This window comes from Armatimonadota bacterium (assembly GCA_016125185.1).
Lineage (GTDB): Bacteria > Armatimonadota > Fimbriimonadia > Fimbriimonadales > Fimbriimonadaceae > Fimbriimonas.
On the sequence record WGMG01000011.1, the window covers coordinates 98,698 to 120,190 of the forward strand.

At 58.5% G+C, this 21,493-nt stretch carries 17 protein-coding genes; 2 read left to right on the forward strand and 15 right to left on the reverse strand.

Annotation, left to right across the window (positions count from 1 at the left end; genetic code table 11):
• Positions 1 to 27: 27 nt before the first annotated feature.
• The 8 genes from GC165_20455 to GC165_20490 form a co-directional block, all read right to left on the reverse strand.
• Complete coding sequence (locus tag GC165_20455) at positions 28 to 897, reverse strand: esterase family protein (GenBank protein ID MBI1335241.1); 870 nt, start codon at positions 895 to 897, stop codon at positions 28 to 30.
• Between the two features lie 30 nt (positions 898 to 927).
• Positions 928 to 3,279 (reverse strand): glycoside hydrolase family 95 protein, encoded by a 2,352-nt coding sequence (locus GC165_20460; GenBank protein MBI1335242.1) that lies wholly within the window; start codon positions 3,277 to 3,279, stop codon positions 928 to 930.
• A 35-nt stretch (positions 3,280 to 3,314) separates the two neighbouring features.
• Complete coding sequence (locus tag GC165_20465) at positions 3,315 to 4,913, reverse strand: hypothetical protein (GenBank protein ID MBI1335243.1); 1,599 nt, start codon at positions 4,911 to 4,913, stop codon at positions 3,315 to 3,317.
• Positions 4,914 to 5,206: 293 nt separating this feature from the next.
• Complete coding sequence (locus tag GC165_20470; GenBank protein MBI1335244.1) at positions 5,207 to 6,520, reverse strand: hypothetical protein; 1,314 nt, start codon at positions 6,518 to 6,520, stop codon at positions 5,207 to 5,209.
• Between the two features lie 173 nt (positions 6,521 to 6,693).
• Entirely contained in the window at positions 6,694 to 8,253 is a 1,560-nt protein-coding gene (locus GC165_20475) for a family 43 glycosylhydrolase (protein ID MBI1335245.1), read from the reverse strand.
• Positions 8,254 to 8,363: 110 nt separating this feature from the next.
• Positions 8,364 to 9,152 carry a PEP-CTERM sorting domain-containing protein gene (locus GC165_20480; protein ID MBI1335246.1) on the reverse strand — a complete coding sequence of 263 codons (789 nt, stop codon included), beginning with the start codon at positions 9,150 to 9,152 and terminating at the stop codon, positions 8,364 to 8,366.
• Positions 9,153 to 9,270: 118 nt separating this feature from the next.
• Entirely contained in the window at positions 9,271 to 10,170 is a 900-nt protein-coding gene (locus tag GC165_20485; protein MBI1335247.1) for a DUF5050 domain-containing protein, read from the reverse strand.
• Between the two features lie 29 nt (positions 10,171 to 10,199).
• Positions 10,200 to 12,152, reverse strand: a complete 1,953-nt coding sequence (locus GC165_20490; protein MBI1335248.1) for an alpha-N-arabinofuranosidase — start codon at positions 12,150 to 12,152, stop codon at positions 10,200 to 10,202.
• 100 nt (positions 12,153 to 12,252) lie between these two features.
• Between GC165_20490 and GC165_20495 the strand changes: the two genes are divergently transcribed.
• Positions 12,253 to 13,215 carry a DUF2891 family protein gene (locus GC165_20495; GenBank protein ID MBI1335249.1) on the forward strand — a complete coding sequence of 321 codons (963 nt, stop codon included), beginning with the start codon at positions 12,253 to 12,255 and terminating at the stop codon, positions 13,213 to 13,215.
• On the opposite strand, the gene GC165_20500 is transcribed toward GC165_20495, so the two are convergent.
• The 6 genes from GC165_20500 to GC165_20525 all read right to left on the reverse strand — a co-directional run bounded on the left by GC165_20500 (position 13,193) and on the right by GC165_20525 (position 19,358).
• Positions 13,193 to 14,899 carry a beta-galactosidase gene (locus tag GC165_20500; GenBank protein ID MBI1335250.1) on the reverse strand — a complete coding sequence of 569 codons (1,707 nt, stop codon included), beginning with the start codon at positions 14,897 to 14,899 and terminating at the stop codon, positions 13,193 to 13,195. The two genes, GC165_20495 and GC165_20500, sit on opposite strands and share 23 nt — an antisense overlap.
• A gap of 15 nt (positions 14,900 to 14,914) precedes the next feature.
• Positions 14,915 to 16,399 carry a PH domain-containing protein gene (locus tag GC165_20505; protein ID MBI1335251.1) on the reverse strand — a complete coding sequence of 495 codons (1,485 nt, stop codon included), beginning with the start codon at positions 16,397 to 16,399 and terminating at the stop codon, positions 14,915 to 14,917.
• Positions 16,392 to 16,892 (reverse strand): PH domain-containing protein, encoded by a 501-nt coding sequence (locus GC165_20510; protein MBI1335252.1) that lies wholly within the window; start codon positions 16,890 to 16,892, stop codon positions 16,392 to 16,394. The genes GC165_20505 and GC165_20510 overlap by 8 nt, the downstream gene beginning before the upstream one ends.
• Before the next feature lie 67 nt (positions 16,893 to 16,959).
• Positions 16,960 to 17,370, reverse strand: a complete 411-nt coding sequence (locus tag GC165_20515) for a TIGR03067 domain-containing protein (protein ID MBI1335253.1) — start codon at positions 17,368 to 17,370, stop codon at positions 16,960 to 16,962.
• Positions 17,367 to 18,272, reverse strand: a complete 906-nt coding sequence (locus GC165_20520; protein MBI1335254.1) for a helix-turn-helix domain-containing protein — start codon at positions 18,270 to 18,272, stop codon at positions 17,367 to 17,369. Before GC165_20520 ends, GC165_20515 begins: the two co-directional genes overlap by 4 nt.
• A complete protein-coding gene (locus tag GC165_20525; GenBank protein MBI1335255.1) occupies positions 18,273 to 19,358 on the reverse strand; it encodes an asparaginase in 1,086 nt (361 codons plus the stop codon). It lies immediately after the preceding gene.
• Positions 19,359 to 19,446: 88 nt separating this feature from the next.
• On the opposite strand from GC165_20525, the gene GC165_20530 reads away from it, so the two are divergent.
• Positions 19,447 to 20,352: a pirin family protein gene (locus GC165_20530; protein MBI1335256.1), complete on the forward strand. Its 906-nt coding sequence runs from the start codon at positions 19,447 to 19,449 to the stop codon at positions 20,350 to 20,352.
• A 76-nt stretch (positions 20,353 to 20,428) separates the two neighbouring features.
• Here GC165_20530 and GC165_20535 read toward each other — a convergent pair whose 3' ends face one another.
• Positions 20,429 to 21,421: a family 43 glycosylhydrolase gene (locus GC165_20535; GenBank protein MBI1335257.1), complete on the reverse strand. Its 993-nt coding sequence runs from the start codon at positions 21,419 to 21,421 to the stop codon at positions 20,429 to 20,431.
• Positions 21,422 to 21,493: the final 72 nt, after the last annotated feature.

Below are 21,493 nucleotides of genomic sequence, written 5' to 3' on the forward strand. Positions count from 1 at the left end.
TGCTCTGATTATATTGGAACGGAGGGCCTAACCGCCCTTCTCAACAAAAATCCTCTGCGTGAACAGGTATAGGTCGTTCTTCCAGACCGGCCATTCGTGCGCGCCAGAATCGACGTGCCAAATGTGCGGGACGCCCTTCTCCTTCAGGTACTTGTGCACGCCTTGGCTGATGCCGATGAGGCCGTCCTTGTCTCCGCAGGAGACCCACAGGAAGTGAAGCGTCTTCGCCTTATCGGGATCCGAGACGAGCTTGGCAGGCGGAAAGGTGTTGGGTGCCGACGAAAAGCCGCCGACCCAGCCGAAGGTGTCGGTGTTGGCCAGGCCGAAGTCGAGGGACTGTCCGCCGCCCATCGAGAGGCCGGCAAGAGCGCGATGATCGCGGTCGGCGATCACCGGGTATTTGGACTCGATGAACGGAATGACGCTCCCCAACAAGTCCTTGTCGAACACGCCAAAAGCGGGTGCGGTCTTGAAGACGTCGCCCTCAGCCCGGTCGTTGGCTTGGGCGCGGCCGTTCGGCATCACAACGATCATGGGGACGATCTTCTTGTCGGCATAAAGGTTGTCGAGGACTACGTTGACGGCACCGCTATCCAGCCACTCGCGCTCGGTCCCGCCGATCCCATGAAGCAGATACAGGACTGGGTACTTCTTCGTCTCATCGTATCCGGGCGGGGTGTAGACGACCAGCTTGCGGGTGGTTCCGACCGACTTGGATTCGTACTCGACGGCGTCGATTTTGCCGTGCTCGATGCCGTCCTTCGGCTGGTCGAAACCCTCGGGTGCGTGCGGGAAGGCGGCCTTGTCGTCGGGCCCAAGCTCGATTTGGCGGGGTTGCTGTTGGGCCATCGAGGTGACGGCGAGCAGAGCGAGAACAACGATGGTCGTCAGCTTCATGGTTATTCCGATATTGTAATACCGATGGCGTTATCGGAGGTCGCTATTCAGCTTTTTCGAGGCGCCTTTTCGCAGATTGAGGGTCGTTTCCTTCCCGGCGTAGCGAACTTTGGCTTCCGTACCCCACAAGCTCTTGATGGTCGCCGAGGTCAGTTTGCCGTCGCTCCAGGCGAGATCGACTTCGAATCCGCCGCGTGCCCGCAACCCTTTGATCGAACCCTTCGGCCACACCGAAGGTAGAGCGGGCAAGAGGTCGAGCGCACCCGCGTGCGACTGCAGAAGCATCTCGGCCACGCCGGAGGCGAAGCCGAAGTTGCCATCGATCTGGAACGGCGGATGGGCATCGAAGAGGTTGGGGTACACGCCGCTCCCGCCGCTTTCGGCGGGGTGGAGAGCGTCCTGAATCAGCTTGTAAGCATGGTCGCCATCGAGCAAACGAGCCCAGAAATTGATCTTCCAAGCGAGGCTCCATCCGGTGCCCGCGTCGCCGCGAATCTCGAGCGTTCGTCGGGCGGCTTTGGCGAGGTCGGGGGTGGTGGCGGGGCTGATCTGCCCACTAGGGAACAAGCCGTAGAGGTGCGAAACGTGGCGGTGGGTCAGTTCGACGGCTTCCATGTCCCAATCGTTGATCCACTCCTGAAGTTGGCCGGCTTTGCCAATCTGATTCGGCGCAATCTGCCCCAAGGCGACTTCGACCTCACCCAGCGAATCCAGGTTTTGGTTGAGCGCCTTCGACGCTCCCACATAGCCGTTAAAGACGTCGCGGATGATCTGATTATCCATGGTCGGCCCGGCGCAGATGGAAACGCCCGGATGATGCTCGTGTTCGGGCGACATGGACGGGCACGTGACCTTGTACGGCGTGCCCGGCATGGGCACCATCGCCTGCAGGAAGTAGGTCACGATCCCCTTCATGATGGGATAGTGGCGCGCGAGCTCGTCTTTGTCGCCGGAGAAGAGGTAGCGTTGCCACAGATGGGTGCTCAACCATGCGCCGCCCATCGGCCAGATGCCCCAGGTTGCGCCGTCCACCGGGGCGGTGCCGCGCCAGCCGTCGGTGTTATGGTGGGCCACCCAACCATCGACGCCGTATTGGGTCTTGGCTGTCTTCGCGCCGGTCTTCGACATCTGGCCGAGAAGGTCGAACAGCGGCTCGTGGCACTCGCCCAGGCCGCAGGTTTCGGCGGGCCAGTAGTTCATCTCGGTGTTGATGTTGATGGTGTACTTGCTGTCCCACGGCGGGGTCATGCTCTCATTCCAGAGCCCTTGGAGGGTCAGCGGCGGACCGCCAGGACGCGAACCCGCGATCATCAGGTACCGACCGTACTGGAAGTAAAGGGCGGCCAGACCAGGGTCGCTGGCCTTGGCGAAGTTTCGAATCCGCTTGTCCGTGGCTTCGGCGGAGACGGGGCCAAGATCGAGCGCCATGCGCCGGAAGAGACGCCGATGGTCGGCGATGTGCTCCTTCTTCAGAGCGTCGTACGATTTGGTCGTGAGGTGCCGTTTGGCGATGGCTTCGGCATCGGCAGTGAGGTCTTCGTAGGACACGTAATTGGTGCCTGCCGAGATGAGGATGACGGCGGAGTCGGCGTCGCGAACGACGATCTGGTCGCCATCCAGCGACATCGTTCCGCCTTGCGGTTGGACCCTAGCGAGGCCGACGAATTCGACCTGGCCGGGCATCCCGGCGTGCTCGCTGCTCTTGCCTTGCAGGCGAAGCAGGTTATCGCGTGCCGAGGTCGAGGCCACGTGCGGAGTTTTGAACCTCGCCGAAAAGCTGAGGGCTCCCTTCTTCGATGCCGTGAGGCGCACGACAATGAGGTTGGCCGGATGGCTGGCGAAGACTTCGCGAGAGTATCGAACGTCGCCAATCGAGTAGGAAGCGGTCGCGACTGCGGAATCGAGGTCGAGGTCGCGGCGATAACTTTGGGCTTGGTCTCCGTGGCCCATCTCGATGAGCAGGTCGCCCAGCGGCTGATACGGAGCCTGGCGAATCGGCGTGCCCATGAACTTTTGCTGAGTCAGGTCGTGGGCCTCGTGGTACTTGCCATCGAAGATCAGTCGGCGAATTTCGGGCAGAGCCGCCAACGCCTCGGGGTTGTCGTAGCACCGCGGACCACCGGCCCATATCGACCCTTCGTTGAGGGCCAGACGCTCGTGCTGGATGCCACCGAACACCATCGCGGCGAGGCGACCGTTGCCGATGGGCAGAGCCTCGGTCCATTTGGCGGCTGGTTGTTCGTACCACAACGTCAGGTTGGAGGGCTTGGCGTCAAGGCTGGCGAGAAGATCGGATGGGTTCAAGGTGGCGATGGCGATTCCTCCGGCGATGAGATCTCTTCGGGTCACTTTCGGTGTTGGCACGTCGGCGTGGTCAGGCATGGACTTCTCTATTGAATCGGAAAATGACGCGTTCGTCAACCTTTGGCTGGGTCTTGGCGGAACGCCACGGGTACGTAGCCGACCTCCAAGCCTTTGGGTGGCTTGACGATGAGCGCGGGATCGAGGGTGGCGAGCTTGCCGCGCTTGGGCGGCGCCATGTACTGCTTGTCCGGCGTCCAATTCCGATGGATTTTCTCGACCATCGCCTGGAGCTTTGCCTTTTCGGCCTCACTGAGGTGCTCGTGCTGGAGAGTTGGCTGATCGACGAATCGATACCAGTAGTACGTGACGACGCTTCCGTCGGCGAGCTTCGCCTGGAAGGGCCCAGCTTTGGGGCCAGGGTGCATCCAAACGCCTTCGCCATTGTCAGAAGGGACGTAGGATTTGGTCTTGTTGGCGGCGGGGAACTTCGCCCCAATCAGGCTAGTTGTCCGTGGGACCACGCATTCGTCGATGGCTTCCATCGTGTGGCCAACGCGGCGGAAATAGTTTGGAAACGACGCTTTCTCTACGCCTTGCTTCCAAGGCGAAATGGCCTTGGGCGTCCACTGGAGGCCAAACGTGTGGTCGTCGAGGGCGACGGTCTTTGTCCACTGATCGACGCCGTTGATGGGCTCATTTTTGTTCTGCGTCACCTTCAGCGGGTTGGCCGTGACTTTGGGCACGAAAGCGCCGTCGGGCTGGAACGTTCCGCTCGGCATCTTGCCGCCGTTCATCCACCCTTCGACCTGGTCCCAAAGCGCCTTCTTGGAGTACGCGGTCATGTTGTGCATGAGGACGGTTTGGCCGTCCTTGTCGCACGGAAATTGAAGCTCCGGGATGCGGCTGTACTCGGTCGCGTCGGCCGCCTGGTCGATGAACTGCGGCACGGTGTTGATCTCGATCGCTCCACTTTGGGCGGTGCCGCGCAGAGCATCCATGCCCCGACCAACGGCGGGTTGGTACCGCTCGGACATCTTCGACCAGGCCGACGGCAGGTAGAACGCGACCGGGCCGCGGAAGTTGGACGCATTGAAGAAGACGGTCCACGTTTGGTTACCGGTGGCGACCGGCTCGGTTTTGGGAGCAAACAGCGGGAGGGCCATCCAGGCGTAGCCGAACAACTGCCCGCAGGTGTCCTTGTCGAAGGTCACGCCGTCGGGCGGAACCAGGATTCGCGAGCTGAGTTGGGCGATGCCCATGTAGTCGGCGGGAAGCGGGCGTCCGTAGAAGTCCCAGCCGGGGGTCGAGACCTCGTGGTTGTAGCCGTCGGTCGATCCGTTCATGCGGAACTTGGCCGTCGAATCCATGTAGCGATTGCTGGCCCAGAATCCGAGGCCGCCTTCGATGGTTTGGAAAACGGTCCAGAAGCTCGGTCCGCGCTCGGGCATCGAGTCTCTGGCCACGGTTCCGTGCGGCACCAATGGCTCTTTGAAGTTTCGGTTATCGGGCAGTATCCAGGTCGAGGCGAGGCCGATTTGGAAGTTGGCGATGGGGCTTTTGAGCAACGGCCACGCGGCGGAATAGAGGCTGACACCGTAGCCGTACTCTTCGGGCGGGTCCTGCACGCGCATGTTGATGTACCCATGCAGGCCGTCCGAGGCGAGGCGAAAAGGGGGTTGCTGGACGGCGAGCAAGGCAAGAATCCCGAGCATAGTGTCACTATACGGGATTTCGGCGTGCTGAGGAGGGCGTTAGGGTAGCTTGGCGAAGCGGTATCCCTCGACTCCACCGAAGAATATTAGGGCTGATTCTATAGGTCAAAGTCTGTAGGCGGGAAATCTAACCTGTGCTACTTGACGTGACACCCAATTTGTCTGATCGTGAAGTTTCTTTGCCTTTGCCAACCGACTGGAGTTTGGCCCTAACACTCAGGCATGAACCGCATGTCATCCGAGGCTACTTGAATCTGCAGCTCGGACACTTAATGCAAATCAAATAAACGGATTTACGTCATCGGCTTGCGAAAACTTAATATTCGATCCAGCTCATTTGGGGCAATTTCTTTAGGATCGTACACCGCCTTTTCATCAAGCATGACGTCCTTGCCAAGCTGATCTCTTAGTGCCCCCCATCTAGGAATCTCGGTCAGATCGTGTGCAATTCGCCGAAAAAGTCCCATACCTGAAGCTACTTCCTTTTCGAAATTCCCTAGAGACTCAAGCAACCCCAGAAATGAGCTTAGAGGCAACTTCGTAGCCGAGTCTGCGAGCTTAAATATTGCTGTCCCAGTAGGGTTTAGACCCCTAACCGAGTATTTCCCCATAAAACGATCCACGCTTCGTCGAATGTCTTCTTCAATCCCCTTAACATTTTTTAGACCTTTCGAGTCGTTGTCAATAACCGAAATGTACCTTCGAAAGGCTCTGAAATCGGAATCAACCTTTAGTTCCAAAGCTAATTGGATCATTGAAGGCACGTCTGCTCGTTGATTAGCCAGCCACGCCGTAAAAAAAGGCAATGGGAGATCTACATACTCAGGCTCCAGAGTCACGGAGGTGGCAATGCTCTTGATTGCATTACTACCCAGGAGACCTAGGAGCCTTGTCTTCAAGTGGTCCGAGACATTTGCATCTTGCCAAATCCTATATGCCAAATATCCATGCCTAACAGGATGCAGCGCTAGGCTCGCCGGAACAGAATTTGCAGCACTTTCGTAAAATCTAACTCTGCCAATCAACCATGACATGGCAGCAATTAGGGCTCTAAATCCTGAAGTTAGTGCGCCTGTTTGCGAGTGTGTCTTTATGTTCACATTCTCAGACCAGAAAAAATCGTTGTTGTATGTCGTATCATTTAGACCTGCCAACACTTGCGATAGCGTCATGCTGCTGGAATCTACATCCGGATTCGAGATCAAATATAACTGTAGCCAAAATGTACTGTTAGACATCTCCCAGGCGCAGTGAGTTAGGACCCCGAGAGACGTTAAAACTCTGGCCAGTTCACCTTCAATCTTTCCTTCTGAAATTGTCCGATCAAGCGCCTGAATATCTCGTTGAACTTGTCTGGAGACGGCTTTTAAGTCAAGGTCAGGGATATTTAGTTGATGAACGAATGGAAATTCGTTCTTTCTAGCCTCCCTGTATTGAGATTTATAGTCGTCGACCGAGCAAACCAAGTCACTGAATAGCAATGATTGTATAAATGTCTCTAAGGCAGCAATGTCACCATCCGTATTCTTAGTCGATCTTGTTGGAGCGGTCCCCGCAAGCCTCTGTACTGCAGTAATAGTCGAATTGTCTATAATGGTCAGCTGCATTGCAATTTTAACTCCTGAATTAAATCATACTCGGCGACAATGAAAATTGAGGTCCGTCAATTCCGTTGATTCAAGTTTTATCTTTGGTTTGCCTGGTCAGCACGATTGGAGTAGATTGGCCGGACTCCGATGCCTCAACTCTACGCAAATTGATGAAAATCGCGCGCAGGAATTCAATGACCCGACCCGATATGAAACCGGTCGAAGTCGGCCGAGCCGCCCGGGGTTTTGGTGGCGAAGTTGAACAGCCCAAACCGATAGCCCATGAAATGCGAGAGGTCGTATCGCATGTGGAGCGGTGCGCCGATGGGATTCCAGGCCTTGCCGTCCAAGCTATAGAAGAACGTGGCGAGGTCGGCGCGGTTGCGAAAGTCGCAGTCGATCCGCAGATACACGCGCTTGACCGAGATAGGGATGCTTTGGACCTCGACCGGCTTGCCGCTTTCGGCGCTGGTCATAACGACCGACAGCTCATCGCTCGACCGGCGAACGCCGACAAAGCCGTACTTGCCCTGCAAAGCGACCAACCCGGCGATGTCCCCATCCTTCAGACCGCTTGCGTCCAACAAAGTCGTGCCCGAACAGGTTGGGCCAAACGTGCGCTGCGTGAGGGTGTTGCGGGCGTGGACCACCTCATCATCCACTCGTCCCGTCGTCAGCCTCAAGAAGCCTGGGCGAGCCGAAAGCGACCAAAGGTCGTCGTCGGGATTGTGGTTCCACTGCCACGCAAGCGGTAGCGTCTTCTCGTTGAACTCGTCGCTCGCGACGATATCAGACGCTCCGAGCGAAGGTCCAGCCGGAATGTCCAGCGAGTCGGGCAGTTTGCCATCGACGCCGACGACGGGCCAGCCGTCGACCCACTTCATCGGCACCAAGAACGGAATTCGGCCCACCGCTCCATGATCCTGGAAGAGGTAGGCGTACCACTTGCCGTCGGGCGTGTCGATCATCCCGCCCTGGGCCACGCCCTGATCGTGGAACATGACCCGCCCCTCATAAGGACCGGTGATCGAATCCGCCCAATGGACGATCTCGGTTCGCATGTCGCCCTTTGGCCAAGTGATATTCCACAGATAGTACTTGCCGTTCACCTTGAACATCTGCGATCCCTCGGCGCGAAGGCCGACTTCGCCACCGGCTACCGCGCTGGCGTTGTGAACGATGACCTGATCCACGCCGCCCGGCTTGGCCCCCGACAGGTCCGACTTCAGCTCGACCAGACGGATGTCGCCCGCGCCGGTCACGAGGTAAACGCGGCCGTCGTCATCGAAGAAAAGCGAATGGTCGTGGAAGGCGGGCGAGAAGGAGATCTTCTTCCACGGACCCTTCTCGGGCGACTTGGTCGAATAGATGTAGGTCTTGCCGGTCGTGAAGGAAAAGGTGCTGACGTAGAACGTTCCTTGGTGGTAGCGGATGCAACTGGCCCAAGACCCCTTGCCGTACGCGTTCTTTCCGTCCAGCAAATCGAGGGCATCGGTGTGGTCCAGCACGTCGTAGGCGTAGCTGATCAGCTTCCAGTTCACCAGGTCGTGCGACTTCATGATCGGCACACCGGGGCTCATGTGCATCGTCGTGCTGCTCATGTAGTAGTCGTGCCCCACTCGCACGATCGATGGATCGGGAACGTCGGCCCAGATGATCGGATTCTTGGCGTTTTGAGCTTGCATGACCGGAGAGGGACGGACGCTGAGCATCGCCCCGGTTAGCAAAATGGATGCGCAGAGGATCACCATGGCCGCCCTATCCTCGCCAGGTTACCAGGAGGGAATTGATGATGCCGAAACAAAAAAAGCTCGGCGCCCAGTTAGCCCAGACGCCGAGCCCACATGCGAATACAGAAAGACTATTTATCTCGTTTTCGTCGAAGAAGAGCGAGCGCGCCGAAGCCGAGAACGGCCAGTGAAGCCGGTTCGGGAACCGCACTGCCGAGGTCAAACTCGCCGCCGAGGGTGTTGGCCACCACCATGTCACCGAAGATGACGGTATCCAGATGAGTACCGCTCGTGGTGTACTCGTCGAATTGGCCTTGGTGCTGTTGCGATCCGACCCACAGGGTGCCGGTCGAGTAATCCATCGCCAGCGCTGTCAGGTTTGTGAAGCCGGTATCGAAGCTGCCGAGCAACTGGCCGCCCATCGTGTAGTGCTCGATCATGCCACCGTTCCACTGGCTGACGTACAAACCGCCCGAACCATCGTAGGTGATGCCGAGGTACTCGCCGCTCCCGCCGCTTCCCAGCGTGAACATCGTCTGTTCGCCCTGCCAATTGCGGTCGTAAGACAGAACGCGGCTGGAGTCCCAGTCGATGGTGTAGTTGCTGCGTCCGTCGGTGGTGCCGTCGAAGATTCCAGACCAAGTACCGCTATAGCTGGTTCCGGTGGGGCTCAGGCCTAGGGTGTACTGCTTTCCATCGCCCGAGTTTCGGAACTGAGTCGTGCGAATATCGCCATCCACCGCAAGGTTGAACTCGCCATTGGTAACGGTCGGAGCCGAGGCGTCCGAAGTGCCCTGGATCGTCCAGAGATTGTTTCCGGCCCCAAGGTAGTAAGTCGAGTTCGGACCCATTTGCCCGAAAGATGTCGAAGTCGCGAGGATTCCTCCGGCAACAAAAAGAAGGTTAAGGTGTTTATTCATATTGGAAACCCCAAAAACGCCAGTATAAACCCGGGGCAGTATTTCTCCAAGCGATCTGAGAATTCACAATGCATGACCAGCAATTTTGCTGGTCCGTTGGTCCCGATTTGAACCTGGATCAGTAGACCCAGGTCGCGAGCTTGTCTGAATCTGTTGTACCGTTGGTTAGCTGGACCGGATTAGAGCCGTCGGCATTGCATCGCCACACCTGGCGCGTGCCGTTTGCCGTGTAGTAGTAAATGCCCAGTCCATCGACATCGAACGATCCATGGAATTTGTCGGTTGCGTCGGTCGTCAGTTGCGTGACGTTGGCACCGGTCAGATCCATTTGGTAGATTTGGTACGTGCCACCACGATTGGATTCGAAGATGATGTGGGTTCCATCGGGGCTGAAGGCGGGCGTGATGTCATCGGCCGAGTTATTCGTCAAACGTGTCAGATTCAACCCGTTGAAGTTGACCATATAGACTTCGTCGTTGCCGTCGCGGTTGGACGTAAAAACGACCTTGGTTCCATCCAGGCTAATTGCGGGGAAGGAGTCGTTGGCCGTCGAGTTGCTCACGTTGGTTTGACCCGATCCCGTGCCTGACATCGTGTAGATTTCATTATTGCCGTCTCGGCTAGAGACGAAGGCGATGGCGTCGCCGCCGGGGTTCACGCAAGGGCGGAAGTCTTGGGTCGATGAGGTCAGGCTGATGCCGACACCATTGACGATCTTCACGATATTGCCGTTGCTGTCGCTGGAATAGTTGTCGTAAATCTGATCCATGCTCGACTCGAATTGAGCCACGGTGCCAGGGACATCGACGATCGTGCCGCCCTCCTTCGGAATCCGGTGAATGAGGGAGGAGCCAACGACGTTGGTGTTGTTGTAGTACAGCAGGCCAGGCTCGGTGACCGAGGACCCTCCGCCGCCGCAGGCGACGCAGACGAGGACGAGAGCGATGAGATACGGAGACGGCTTTGTCATTGGTAAACCCCTAGTTGTTACCATCGTACTTGAAGCCGCCTCGCACATTCAATCCAGGTAGGACCGTGGGCCCGTGCCTACCTGGTTTCGATCTTGAGAACGGTGATGGAGTACGGGGGGAAGGACCGAGTGAACTTCGACCCGAGACCGGAGATCGTCGTCGTTTCCGGTGCGACCTTCTTTGGATCGGCGATCGAATTCATGTCCTTCGGGTCAGCGCCCGCAAGTTGAATCTGCGTTCCCGATGACCGAACGTTCGAGATTCCCTTGAGGTCGAAATCGACGGTCTGCGACGTGGACTGCGGGTTGACGACCTTCAGGTAGATCGTGCCTGTCTTGCTGTCCATCGTGGCGACGTGGAACAGAGCGGGGATGGTTTGCTTGCCGTTGCTTTGGGTTGGCACGCCGGAGTCGGTCGAGACGATCGTCTTGTCGCCGAGGTTCTCGCCGAACATCTGCTGGGCATAGTATGAAGGCGAACCAAAGCTGGTGAGGCCATCGTAGCCAATCAGGTTCACTGCCCACTGGCGTCCACCGGGATTCACGTTCACCAGCAACGGCGCGTAGCAGGACATCTCGACGATGTCCGAATTTCGCTCCATGCCCGTCATGAAGGCGGCGTCGGCGAGCGCACAGTTCAAATTTGGGGTCGGTCCCTTTTGCCCCGCGTTCGTCCACGGTTCGGGAACGTCCTGCGAGGCCCATTCACCCACAAAAATCCGCGGTCCTCGGCGGCTATAGTCGTCGTACTTGCTGGCCATCGCCATCATGTCCCAAGTGCTGGCATAGTAGTGCTCGTCAACCAGATCGGGTCGCCGGATGTTGATGGGGAACTTGACCCCAAGCCAGTCCTTGCCGCCCGTCGTCGAGATGACCTTGATCTTGGGATATTTCTTCTTGATGGCGTCGTAAAACTGGGCAAAGCGGCCTTCGTAGCTACCGGTTTCGTCGAACCCGTCTTCGTTGCCCACTTCGACGTATTGCAAATCGAAGGGCTTGGGATGTCCGTCCTTGGCGCGCCGGGCTCCCCATTTGGTGCTCGTGCTTCCCGTCAGATATTCGATTTCATTGAGGGCGTCCTCTACAAAGCCTTGCAACTCGGGACCGGCTTCGATGACGTCGCGACGGAGGACGTAACCGGCGAAGACCGCCAACACCGGCTTGGCGTTCATGTCTTCGATCCAGTTCATGTACTCCAGCAAACCGAGACCGTCCGACGAGCGATAGCCCCATGGGCACTGGTGTCCGGGCCGATCTTCGAGCGGGCCCAGCGTGTTCTTCCAGTCGAATCGCTCCTTGAATAGGTTGCCCTCCAGGTAGTTGCCGCCGGGGAAGCGAAGGAACTTCGGCTGCATGTCCTTCAACAGCTTCAAGAGGTCGGGGCGAGTTCCGTTCGGACGGTTGTTGGTGGTGGGCGGGAAAAGGGAAACGAGGCTCAGCCAAACGGGGCCGCCCTTGGCGCGAACGACGAATCGGGCGTCCGCCGTTTTGGGAGACGACGCTTTCGTGGTCAATGTGAGTTCATATTTCTTCCACTTGGAGACTACGCCGCTCACCGTGCCCTTCGCATAGATTTCCTTTCCGTCGGCGCTTTCTATCGAAACCTCGATGTCCTCGCTGGTGGCGGCGCGGGCAAAGAGCGAAACGCGGTAATCGGTGATTGGCCAGACGGGGATGCCCCAGTAGCCGTCGTTGGCGACGCCAAGCGTGCCGTCGCCTTCCATCTTGAGGCTAACGCCAAGGGCCGGTGTCGGGGCGGTGTCGTGGTCGAGCGACAGCTTGGTGTTACCTTCCGGCGTCCAATGCGGGATGGTGCGCGGGTTGTCTTTGAACGCCCGGTTCTGGATCAGTTCAGCGTAGAGTCCGCCGTCGTACGAGTGGTTGATCTCCTCCGTCATCAGACCGTAAAGCATTGGGCTGACCTTATGGCCCGGCTTGGTCAGATCGAGCGTGATCGAGGTCTGAGCGGGCACCGTCGCGGCAAGAAAGGCGGCCGCCATCGACAATGATTTCAGCTTGAGGGAGATCATGGACGGATATTACCATTCTCGTTTAGCAATATCCTGTCGTCTGCATTAGGGCTATTGATAGAACGCTTGGCCATGAAGGCGTACAATCTTGACTCTAGTTATGTTGTCGCCCGATCTTGCCCGCCGCTTTTCTAACTCGACCCTTGGTCATGTTGGGCGAAAGTATCCGTACCATATGAGCCACCTCTTTTATGGCCCGGAAACCTTAACGCCATCTGAGCGACATCCGATCTTTTACGGCAGCTTTGACTGGCATAGTTGCGTCCATGGGTGGTGGCAGCTTTTTCGAATCGCCCGGCTGCAGCCTGCCCTTTCCCACGAAATTTATGATCGAGCGGTGACAGTCTTTACGGCGGACGCTGTTCGGGGCGAGGTCGAATATCTGACCAAAAATCCGTCATTCGAGCGGCCGTATGGTTGGGGGTGGCTGTTGGCGCTTCATCAGGAGATGTGGCTCCAGACGACCGACGGCGCATCCACACTCGAACCGCTGGCCCGGCTCATCGCCGATCTTTTGAAGGACTACCTGCCGCGCCTCACCTATCCGATCCGAGCGGGCACGCATGCCAACACCGCCTTCGCGCTGATCCATGCGCGGCGCTGGTTTCATGTCTTTGATTCAGATGGACACGAGCTTGTCGTCGACTGGGCAAAGAGTCGATTTGGCAACGATTCGGCGGCGCCTTGGCTGGAGCCGAGCGGCGAGGACTTCTTGTCACCGACCCTCACCGAAGCGGTTCTGATGGCGGAGATTTTGCCTCCTGGCGAGTTTGTTAAATGGTTCGAGCACTTTCTGCCGAACTTGCCCGACAATCTTCTAGCTCCAGTCGATGTTTCGGATCGGACGGATGGGCGGATCGGACATCTCGACGGGCTCAACCTTAGTCGGGCTTGGTGCTGGCGGATTTTGGGGCTCCATATGCCCGCCATTCGCGAGCTGACAGACAAGGCGTTTCTGTCGCAGATGGACGCGGCCCTGCCGCACCTGGAGGCCAACTACATGAGCGAGCACTGGCTGTGCTCGTTCGCTTTGCTGGCGCTCACCGATAGCGGTAAAGCTTGACGCGCTGGACCTTCCAACTGCCGTCGTAGAGGTGGATGTGCCGGCCTTGGTGGGTTTCGTCCCCGTTGAGCCAGCGTCCACCGACCCATTGGCCCTGGTCATCGAAGGTTCCTTCTTGAACCGAGTCGATGCCAACCTTGCCTTGGCCATCGGACGGCGCAAAAGTGACGACGACGCCCTTTCCGATCACAAGGAATTCATCGGTGCCGGTCTGAAGGATCATGGCAGAGCCTTCGGCGACGCCAGGAGGAGTCTCCCAACGGCCAACCCCAAGCGTTGGAAGGTTGGTCGTTGTGCCTTCGGGCGCGGCGGGGGTTTTGTCGAAGTTGGCTTCGAAGACGATTCCGTCGAGCTCGGCTCGTTCAGGCTTGCCATCGGACTTCCAGTCGAAATCGACATGCGGCGTCAGGCCGATGATCCGGTTCGTAGCTTGACATTCCAAGACCGTCGGGGCGATCTTTGAGAGGATGCCGTAGCATTCGGTGATGCTTCGCGCTTTGTCGCCAGATTGGTTCTCGATGGAGAACGGACCGACGCCGATGGCGTGGTGCTTGGCGTAGGCGTACAGGGCGTTGGCGGCGGCGCGAGTCGAAGGCGCGATTTCGGGGATGAAGAGCGAGTTTCCGCTTCGCATGTAGCGGGCCGACCACTCGGGGAAGTTTGAGAAGTAGACGTCGGGAGAGAGCAGATCGAGGTGCGGAGCGGCGGTCTGCCAAAGCTCGATGAGGTGGGGAAGCGGACCTCCGCTCGGATACTGGCCGGGCTTGTAGCCAGGGCGAATGAGGGCGGCGTTGGCATACATCGGGATGTCGTAGGCGGTTTTTCCGGCCTTGGCGACATGGTCGGTGTAGGATGCGACTTGCCAGGCGGTGAAGATTTCGTCGGCTTCGGGACCGGTGCCGAAGACCTCGGCCCAGGTTCCGGCGGCGCGCTTTCCGGCGGCTTCCCAGATGGCTTGAACCTCGGGACCGAGTTCGCCTTTTTCCAGCTTCATCGTAAGGACGGACGGCACTTTGGCCTGGTAGATGGCTTCGGATTCGGGAGAGTGGTCGCGGGCGTCGGGGATCATGCCGATCTCGTTTTCGACCTGCGCCATCACGACGGTCTGCTCTTTCGAGTCGAAGTTGCGGGTCCAGGCGAGCAGGGAGGCAAAGGTCTTGGCGTCGGCGTTCCGACATTGGGCGCTGGCGGGGGACACGATCTCTTGCGCTTCGCCGTTGGCGAGGCGAACCCGCGGGAATCGCTTGGTGTCGCGCTTGACCCAGCTTGGCGCGTAGCAAGACATGCTGTTTTTCCAGGTCCCAAACCAGAGGTAGACCAGCTTGAGGTCATGCTTTCGGGCGAGTTCGATCGCGCCTTTGACCAAGCTGAAGTCGGGCTTTCCTTCTTCCGGCTCGATGCGGTCCCAGTACACCGGAAGCATGACAGTGTTGAGGTTCATGCCGTGGAGCTTGGCAAAGATGCCGTCGAGTTGCTTGAGGTCAGATGCGTTGGAGTTTCCGAGTTCGCCGCCTAGGATCAGGAACGGCTTGGAGTTCACGATAAGCTGCTTCGTCGCTCCGGCTTGGCGAAGGTGCGGAATGTTGGTCATGGTCGATTGGCCCCACGCGGTTGTGGCTGAAAGAGTCATCGTTAACCAGCAAATCAATCTCAGCGGCGAGCTCATTCGACCGCAGGTTACCATGACCGCAGGACGAGGCTAGAGTCCGCCGCGGCGAGAGCCGAGGTGGGTACGGATTGCGGCGCCGATGGTTTGCCGCATCTCTTCGGCGTCCTTCGCATCGACATCGACGACGTGGACCGAGTGTCCTCCCATCGCCGCGCTCACAGCCGTGACCGAAGCTAGCCCTCGCATTCGCTGAAACCAAGTGGCGCGGATTGAATAGTGCTGGATGCGGTCGAAGGGGATGATGGTCGCCTGCTTGCGCAGGACGCCTCGCCGCGCGGCTAGGATGTCGTTGGTCCAAGAGTAGCCAACGTACCGGTAGTTGATGATAGCGGCGACGATGCACCAAATGGCGAGGAACGGAGTTAGCCAAAGAGCGTTCCAGTGCAGCCAATATCCGAACGGGAGCGAGAGCATGATGACCCAGGTGATGAAGTGCTGCCACGCAAATCGCGCGATGCTTTTTGGGCTGATGCGCCGCCACCGCAACGCCTCGAATTCGAACTCGGGGAGGAGCAGTTTACCGATGGAAGCAGCCCCGTTTTCGGGAATGATCGGGCAAATCTTGTTAGCCGAAGCGACGTCTTTGGTGTCGAACGACCCGGCGGTGTCGGCGTACAGTTCGCAGTAACCGAAGAGGCGGTACAGCATCGGTTCGACGACGCGAACAACCTGGATCCTACCAACAGGCACGATGTTTCGGAACTGGGTGATGAGCCCATGGGTGAGCAGGAGACCCCGTTCATGCTTCTCGATACGGAAGCCGTAGTAACGGGTCGCGGAGATAACGATGGAGAGAATCCAGCCGATGACGAAAAGGCCGACAAAGGTAAGCGCGCCGAGCAGAGCGCCCATGACCGGATTTTGACGGGACAGCCAGTGAAAGAAGGGCGAGATGATCTTGCCGGAGCCTTCGAATTGGAATACGGCGACAATACTGCCGATGACATAGGCGGCGCGGTTACCCAGTGCCCCGGCGAGAAGGACCTGTCGAGGGCTGAGCTCGTACAGCGTCTCGGCTTTGGCGGCTGCGGATTCTTCTTCGGCTGGATGGCCGCCGCTACGTTTGAGGAGGGCAGATTGAAGGCTATTTGCGTCTTCGACGGAGAGCGCGCTCAGTTCGCCTTCGGCCTTGGCCCCGGCGGCGGTTTCGACTTTGATAGCGGCCGCGCCGAGGAAACGATGCCAGATGGTTCGTTCGATGTTGACGTTCTGGATGCGTGCCAGGGGGATGGTTCGCCGCTTTCGCCAGATGAAACCGGTCGAGATCACCAGCGCTTCGTTCTCGATGAAGAAGGTGGTCGAGAAGTAGTGCATGACCGTGCTGATGATGGAGATGGCGCCGACGGCGGCAACGGTAATCGCGACTTTGAGCGCCAAGTCGGTTTCGGATGAATGGCGGCCCGAAACGAAAATGGCGACGATGGGTGCGGCTAGCGACTTGATGGTCGAGACGAAGTAGGAGCCGAATTTGATGATGACGGCGGCGTAGTGCAGGCGACGCGGCTGGTCAAACATGGTCGGCCTGAGTCTCCACCAGCATCTTTCGCAACTCTTCAGCCTCGTCCGGAGTCAAACCCGGAATCTCGCCCACCGAGCCGTGAGCTCCCGCCACGTAAAGATGGACATGAACCAGACCGAACTTACGGGCGATCGGGCCCGACGTGATGTCGACGTGCTGGACGCGGTCCCTGGGTACGAAGCGCTGGATTTGGTTCCAGATGCCGTGGCGAAGGATGACCTCTTGATCCGTGATTTCGTACCGCCAGACCTCCCATTGCCGTTTGACCAGGCTGGCCGAAAGGACTCCGATTCCAAGCCAAAACAACGGCATCGCAATGGGAAACGACCAGGGGAGGATGTCGCCTTTGATCAGCCCCCACTCGACCGCCGACGTGATGACGGCGATGATGGCGTAGGAGATGAGATTCGAGAAAAGCCACACCTTACGAATAGCGGGGTGGATTGGCTGAGGGCCGTTGGTGGTTTGGCGTGGCGTTGGCGATTCCATTGGTTCGACCAATAATCAGGACGGGGAGTCCGCCCTGTTCGTTGCGTTAGTCGAACCTAAAGACGGGCTACTCGGGCAGCTTGAACGTCATCAGGAGGATTCGTTTCCCCTTGTCCTCGAAGCTCTTAGGGCGCTTGCCGTCGAGGCCGTAGCAGATCGTCAAGACCTTATCTTCGAGCTTGTAGATCGTAGGAATGGTCTTGCCCTTATTCGGTCCTTCGGTGCCAATGATGTCCATCGCCAACGGTTTGGAGTCTTTGATCTCCTTGAGCTTGCCGACGTCGTGGCCGTGCCCCTCGTCGTAGTCGTAGGTGTCGTCCTTGATGATCAGGACCATTTTGTCGAGAAGGGATTTCGGGAGGGAAAAATCGCCGAGTTGCCCTGCGGTGGCTTTCCATGTGCCCTGGATTTTCTTCAGATCGGCTTGGGCCGAGACGGCGAGAGCAAGGCTAATGAGGGTGATAAGGATCGATTTCATGATTCTTTTCGGAGGGGTCGAACGGGGACACAGCAATCCAGATCGAGGATGCTCCAGCCCTGGGAGTCGTCGGAATTTCGAAAGATCTCCATGCTGGGAGCGTCGGTTGGCTCATAGCCGCTATCGGGGAGCCAGTGGGCGAACAGATGAGTCCAGCCGCGATGAACCTTGTGAATGTCGCCGTGGCAATGGAGCATGGCACAGCGTTGGCTGGCGACCGTCGCGTACGAGAGTTCATCGGTTTCGGCGAAGCCGCTCGGGACCTCCATGCAGAGGTCGAGGCGGTAGCGTGAAACAGGAACGAATTCGGGATTATCGGGAGAGATGGTGGCGAGTCTCGCGCCTGGATAGATCCCCTTGGACCTGCCCCAAGTGAGGAGTCGATCTAATCCAGACAAGAGGCGGTCGGGTTGGAAGCCGCCGATGACGCGCACGTAGGCGAATCGTATTGCTGGCAGTTCCTCGACCCTCACCACAAAATGATCTCCTGATTCTTTCGAACCAGTACTACCATAGCCTCGGTTCGCGAGAATGTCTTGTCTAATCTTGCTATCTTCGCCGGCCCGGCCCTTTCGATGCTGGCTTGGTGGGTAACCATAGACCTCGCGGAAGGCGCGGGTGAAGTCGGACGACTGGGCGAATCCGCAGTCCAGGGCAATGTCGGTGAGGGTGGGACGGGACGGCGTCTCCATCTGCGTGAGAGCCTTTTGCAGGCGCAGACGCCGGACAAAGACGCTTGGAGTTTCGCCGGTGTACTCCTTGAAAATGCGGTGGAAGTGGAAGGGCGAAAAGTGGGCTAGATCGGCCAGGGTTTCGAGGGGTAAGGCTTGGTCGAAGTGGCTTTCGATGTGGTCGATGACGGCGTTCAGCCGCCGCTCGTAGACGTGGCGGGAGGACTCCATTTACCTTTCGTAGAGCGGAGTGCTGTCTTCGAATCGAGGCCCATTTTCGTCGCAGACCGCGAAGCGGGAGCGACCGGCCATGTGGACTCCAGCGTGGCGACCTTTGGCATCCAGCACATAAAAGTTGAGCCCGAAATTGGGGCGGCCCTGGTCGTTGAGGAGGCGCTTCTCGATCGTGTTTTGCGAGACCCGCTTGAGGGCGGTTAAGCCTGCGTCTTTGGGGTGAGCGCCGCGGCGCATTTCTTCGACGATGAGGTAGGAGCAGAGTCCGTAGAGATTGGCTTCGCCTCGCCCGGTGGAACCGGCAGCGCCGACGTCGCCGTCGACATAAAGGCCCGCGCCGAGGATTGGCGAGTCGCCGACCCGGCCAGGAATCTTGAACGCAAGTCCGCTGGTGGTGGTGACGCCGCAGATTTCGCCTTTGCTATTGATGCCATTGCAGTTGATGGTGCCCCATAGGTGCTCGGGGTCGATCATTCCCTCGGCCACGAGTTCGAGGGCCACGCGCAAGGATTCGCCGCCGCGCTTCTTGGGGTCCAAGTAGTGCTCGGGGTCGAGTCGGCGCTTCCATTCCAGCCAGATTTGGCGGCTTCGCTCGGTGTTGAGGTCGGGTTCGATGGTCATGCCCATATTGCGGGCGAACTCGGTCGCGCCCTTGCCGACGATGAGGTGGTGATCGGTCGAGCTTGCGACCATTTGCGCGACCTTGGATGGGGTCTTCACGCCTTCGATGCAGGCTACGCCGCCCGCCCATTTGCGCGGCCCGTGCATGCAACACGAATCGAGTTGGACCACGCCGTCCGCGTTGGGAATGCCACCGTAGCCAACGCTGGTATCGGTGGGGTCGAGCTCGACGATATTGACGCCGGCAATGAGGGCGTCGAGGACGTCGGAGCCCCCGGTGATCATGCGAAACGCGCGCTGGACACAGGTTTCGTCACCGCCGTTCTTATCCGAATTGCCGTTGCCGCTGGCGATGACCAGCGGCTTGATCTCGGACGGCTGGTAAACGAAGGGCATTCCTTTGACGATGGGCGCGGCGGCGATGGCGGCGGCAGAGGTCAGGACTTGGCGGCGGGTCGGCATGCGGGAATTCTACACCTCGAATCAGGATTTCGGAACCGAGATTGTTTGGCCGAAAAGCCAAGTATCATGGCTACTAGAGAGCCGCCCGATGTCCATTCGCCCCGTTCAGAAAATCGTCAAAGCCAAACCAACGCTGGAGGGCGCGGGGGTTCATCTTCGCCGCGCCTTCGGGTTCGAGAATCCGAGCGAATTCGATCCATTTTTGCTTCTGGACGACTTTCGCAATGATATTCCTGAAGACTACTTGGCGGGGTTCCCTTGGCACCCGCACCGGGGAATCGAGACGATCACCTACGTGTTGGCGGGGTCGGTGGAGCACGCCGACAGTCTGGGCAACAACGGGGTGATTTCGCCGGGCGATGTGCAATGGATGACGGCGGGGCAAGGCATCATTCACCAAGAAATGCCGATGGGCGATCAACTTGGACAGATGCACGGCTTTCAGCTTTGGGCGAACCTTCCGTCGTCGCTGAAGATGACTGCGCCGAGGTATCAGGAGATTCAATCGCAGGAGATCGCGTCGATGATCGACGACGATGGGACCCATGTTCGGATCATCTGCGGCGAGTTTTGGGGCAAGCGAGGACCGGTCGATGGCATCGCGGCCGATCCGATCTATCTGGATGTGTCGGTACCGCCCGGAAAGCGGAAGGTCTTGCCGATGGACACCCGGCGACAGGCGTTTGCCTACGTGTTTGCGGGATCGGGGCACTTCAGCAATGCGTCGGCTCCGCTAGCGGTTCCGACGGAGGGGACCCAATGGCTGGAGACGAGCGCTCCGCCGACCGAGGCGGACAACCGAACCTTGATCCTGTTTTCCAGTGGGGATGAGGTGGAGGTTCAGGCGGGCGAAGTAGGGATTCGGTTCTTGCTGATTTCTGGGAAGCCGTTGCAGGAGCCGGTCGCATGGTACGGGCCGATCGTGATGAACACGCAGGAAGAGCTTCAGCAGGCGTTTTCGGAGTTGCGAGAAGGCACGTTTTTGAATCATTGATGCCTGGGGTTGAGTCATTTTGACTCCCCTCCGGTTCACTTCGTTTACCGACTCCCCGCTGGGGCGTAGCTTGGTCTTACCCGTGGCGGAAGATGGACCTTTGACTGAGGCTTGGACCGTCGATGACGGGGCCGTCGGGTGTCCATTGAATGGGGTCGATGCGCATGAGGCGGGCGGATCGGTCGGGGTTCCAGGCGTGGTAAACGGCGACGAGGGTTTGGTTATCGGGGCCGAGGACGATGGAGTTGTGACCCGGGCCTTCGATTTTTCCGGGGATGGTTCGCAGGACTCGGGGGCGGTCCTGGGTGGTGTTGGTGTACGGCCCGAGCGGGTGGTCGGCAGAGACAAAGTCGACCCCATAGGTCTCGTTTTGCCAGTTACCGCCGCTGTAGAAAACGTAGATTCGCCCCTCGTGCCGCACGACGCTGGGGCCTTCGAGGGTGTGCCAGTCGAGCGTTTGGCCGTAGATCGGACGGTTTGATTGGTAGCGTTGCCAGTCGCTGGTGGCGCGGGCCACGACGACGGGCTGACCGGCGAGTTGGGTTGGCGAGATCATGCGATCGACCACCAATGAGGTGCCGGGGCGGTCGCCATCGAGGAAGTCGGTTGCGTAATAGAGGTAGTGATTGCCGTCGGTGTGGAGGAAGATGTGGGGGTCGATGGCGAAGGGGATTTGGGGGTCGGTGAGTTGGCCTTGGTCGCGATAAGGGCCTTCGGGCGACGGCGCGGTGGCGACCCGAATCTGGTGGTTTTTGTCGCCTTGGCCAACCGAGTAGACCATGTAGTAGGTTCCATTGATTTCGGTGATCTCGGGAGCCCAGTAGCAACCGTCCTCGAATCCTTCGGGTTTGATGAGGGCGAGGCCAAGCGAGGTCCAGTTGACCAGGTTTTCGGAGCGGAGGAGTTGGAACACGCGGTTGTCGTCGGTGATGGCACCTCCGGTGCCGACCGCATAGAAAAATGGTCCAAAATGGCACGCAAATGGGTCGGCGAAGTAGCTTTCAAAGACCGGATTTGTATAGCTAATCTCCGATTTAGTCTCGATATTTGGGGTCAAAACATCGGCCATTGCGGTTGTTTGAGGGAGTAGAGGCGAAATTTCTTTCGAAATCATCGCTTATCTGTGATAATATAGCACAGT

What these genes read in the sequence shown, in the direction of transcription:
- GC165_20455 (MBI1335241.1), bottom strand. Translation starts at nt 897, where the DNA reads ATGAAGCTGACGACCATCGTTGTTCTCGCTCTGCTCGCCGTCACCTCG.
- GC165_20460 (MBI1335242.1), bottom strand. Translation starts at nt 3,279, where the DNA reads ATGCCTGACCACGCCGACGTGCCAACACCGAAAGTGACCCGAAGAGAT.
- GC165_20465 (MBI1335243.1), bottom strand. Translation starts at nt 4,913, where the DNA reads ATGCTCGGGATTCTTGCCTTGCTCGCCGTCCAGCAACCCCCTTTTCGC.
- GC165_20470 (MBI1335244.1), bottom strand. Translation starts at nt 6,520, where the DNA reads ATGCAGCTGACCATTATAGACAATTCGACTATTACTGCAGTACAGAGG.
- GC165_20475 (MBI1335245.1), bottom strand. Translation starts at nt 8,253, where the DNA reads ATGGTGATCCTCTGCGCATCCATTTTGCTAACCGGGGCGATGCTCAGC.
- GC165_20480 (MBI1335246.1), bottom strand. Translation starts at nt 9,152, where the DNA reads ATGAATAAACACCTTAACCTTCTTTTTGTTGCCGGAGGAATCCTCGCG.
- GC165_20485 (MBI1335247.1), bottom strand. Translation starts at nt 10,170, where the DNA reads ATGTGCGAGGCGGCTTCAAGTACGATGGTAACAACTAGGGGTTTACCA.
- GC165_20490 (MBI1335248.1), bottom strand. Translation starts at nt 12,152, where the DNA reads ATGATCTCCCTCAAGCTGAAATCATTGTCGATGGCGGCCGCCTTTCTT.
- GC165_20495 (MBI1335249.1), top strand. Translation starts at nt 12,253, where the DNA reads ATGTTGTCGCCCGATCTTGCCCGCCGCTTTTCTAACTCGACCCTTGGT.
- GC165_20500 (MBI1335250.1), bottom strand. Translation starts at nt 14,899, where the DNA reads ATGGTAACCTGCGGTCGAATGAGCTCGCCGCTGAGATTGATTTGCTGG.
- GC165_20505 (MBI1335251.1), bottom strand. Translation starts at nt 16,399, where the DNA reads ATGTTTGACCAGCCGCGTCGCCTGCACTACGCCGCCGTCATCATCAAA.
- GC165_20510 (MBI1335252.1), bottom strand. Translation starts at nt 16,892, where the DNA reads ATGGAATCGCCAACGCCACGCCAAACCACCAACGGCCCTCAGCCAATC.
- GC165_20515 (MBI1335253.1), bottom strand. Translation starts at nt 17,370, where the DNA reads ATGAAATCGATCCTTATCACCCTCATTAGCCTTGCTCTCGCCGTCTCG.
- GC165_20520 (MBI1335254.1), bottom strand. Translation starts at nt 18,272, where the DNA reads ATGGAGTCCTCCCGCCACGTCTACGAGCGGCGGCTGAACGCCGTCATC.
- GC165_20525 (MBI1335255.1), bottom strand. Translation starts at nt 19,358, where the DNA reads ATGCCGACCCGCCGCCAAGTCCTGACCTCTGCCGCCGCCATCGCCGCC.
- GC165_20530 (MBI1335256.1), top strand. Translation starts at nt 19,447, where the DNA reads ATGTCCATTCGCCCCGTTCAGAAAATCGTCAAAGCCAAACCAACGCTG.
- GC165_20535 (MBI1335257.1), bottom strand. Translation starts at nt 21,421, where the DNA reads ATGGCCGATGTTTTGACCCCAAATATCGAGACTAAATCGGAGATTAGC.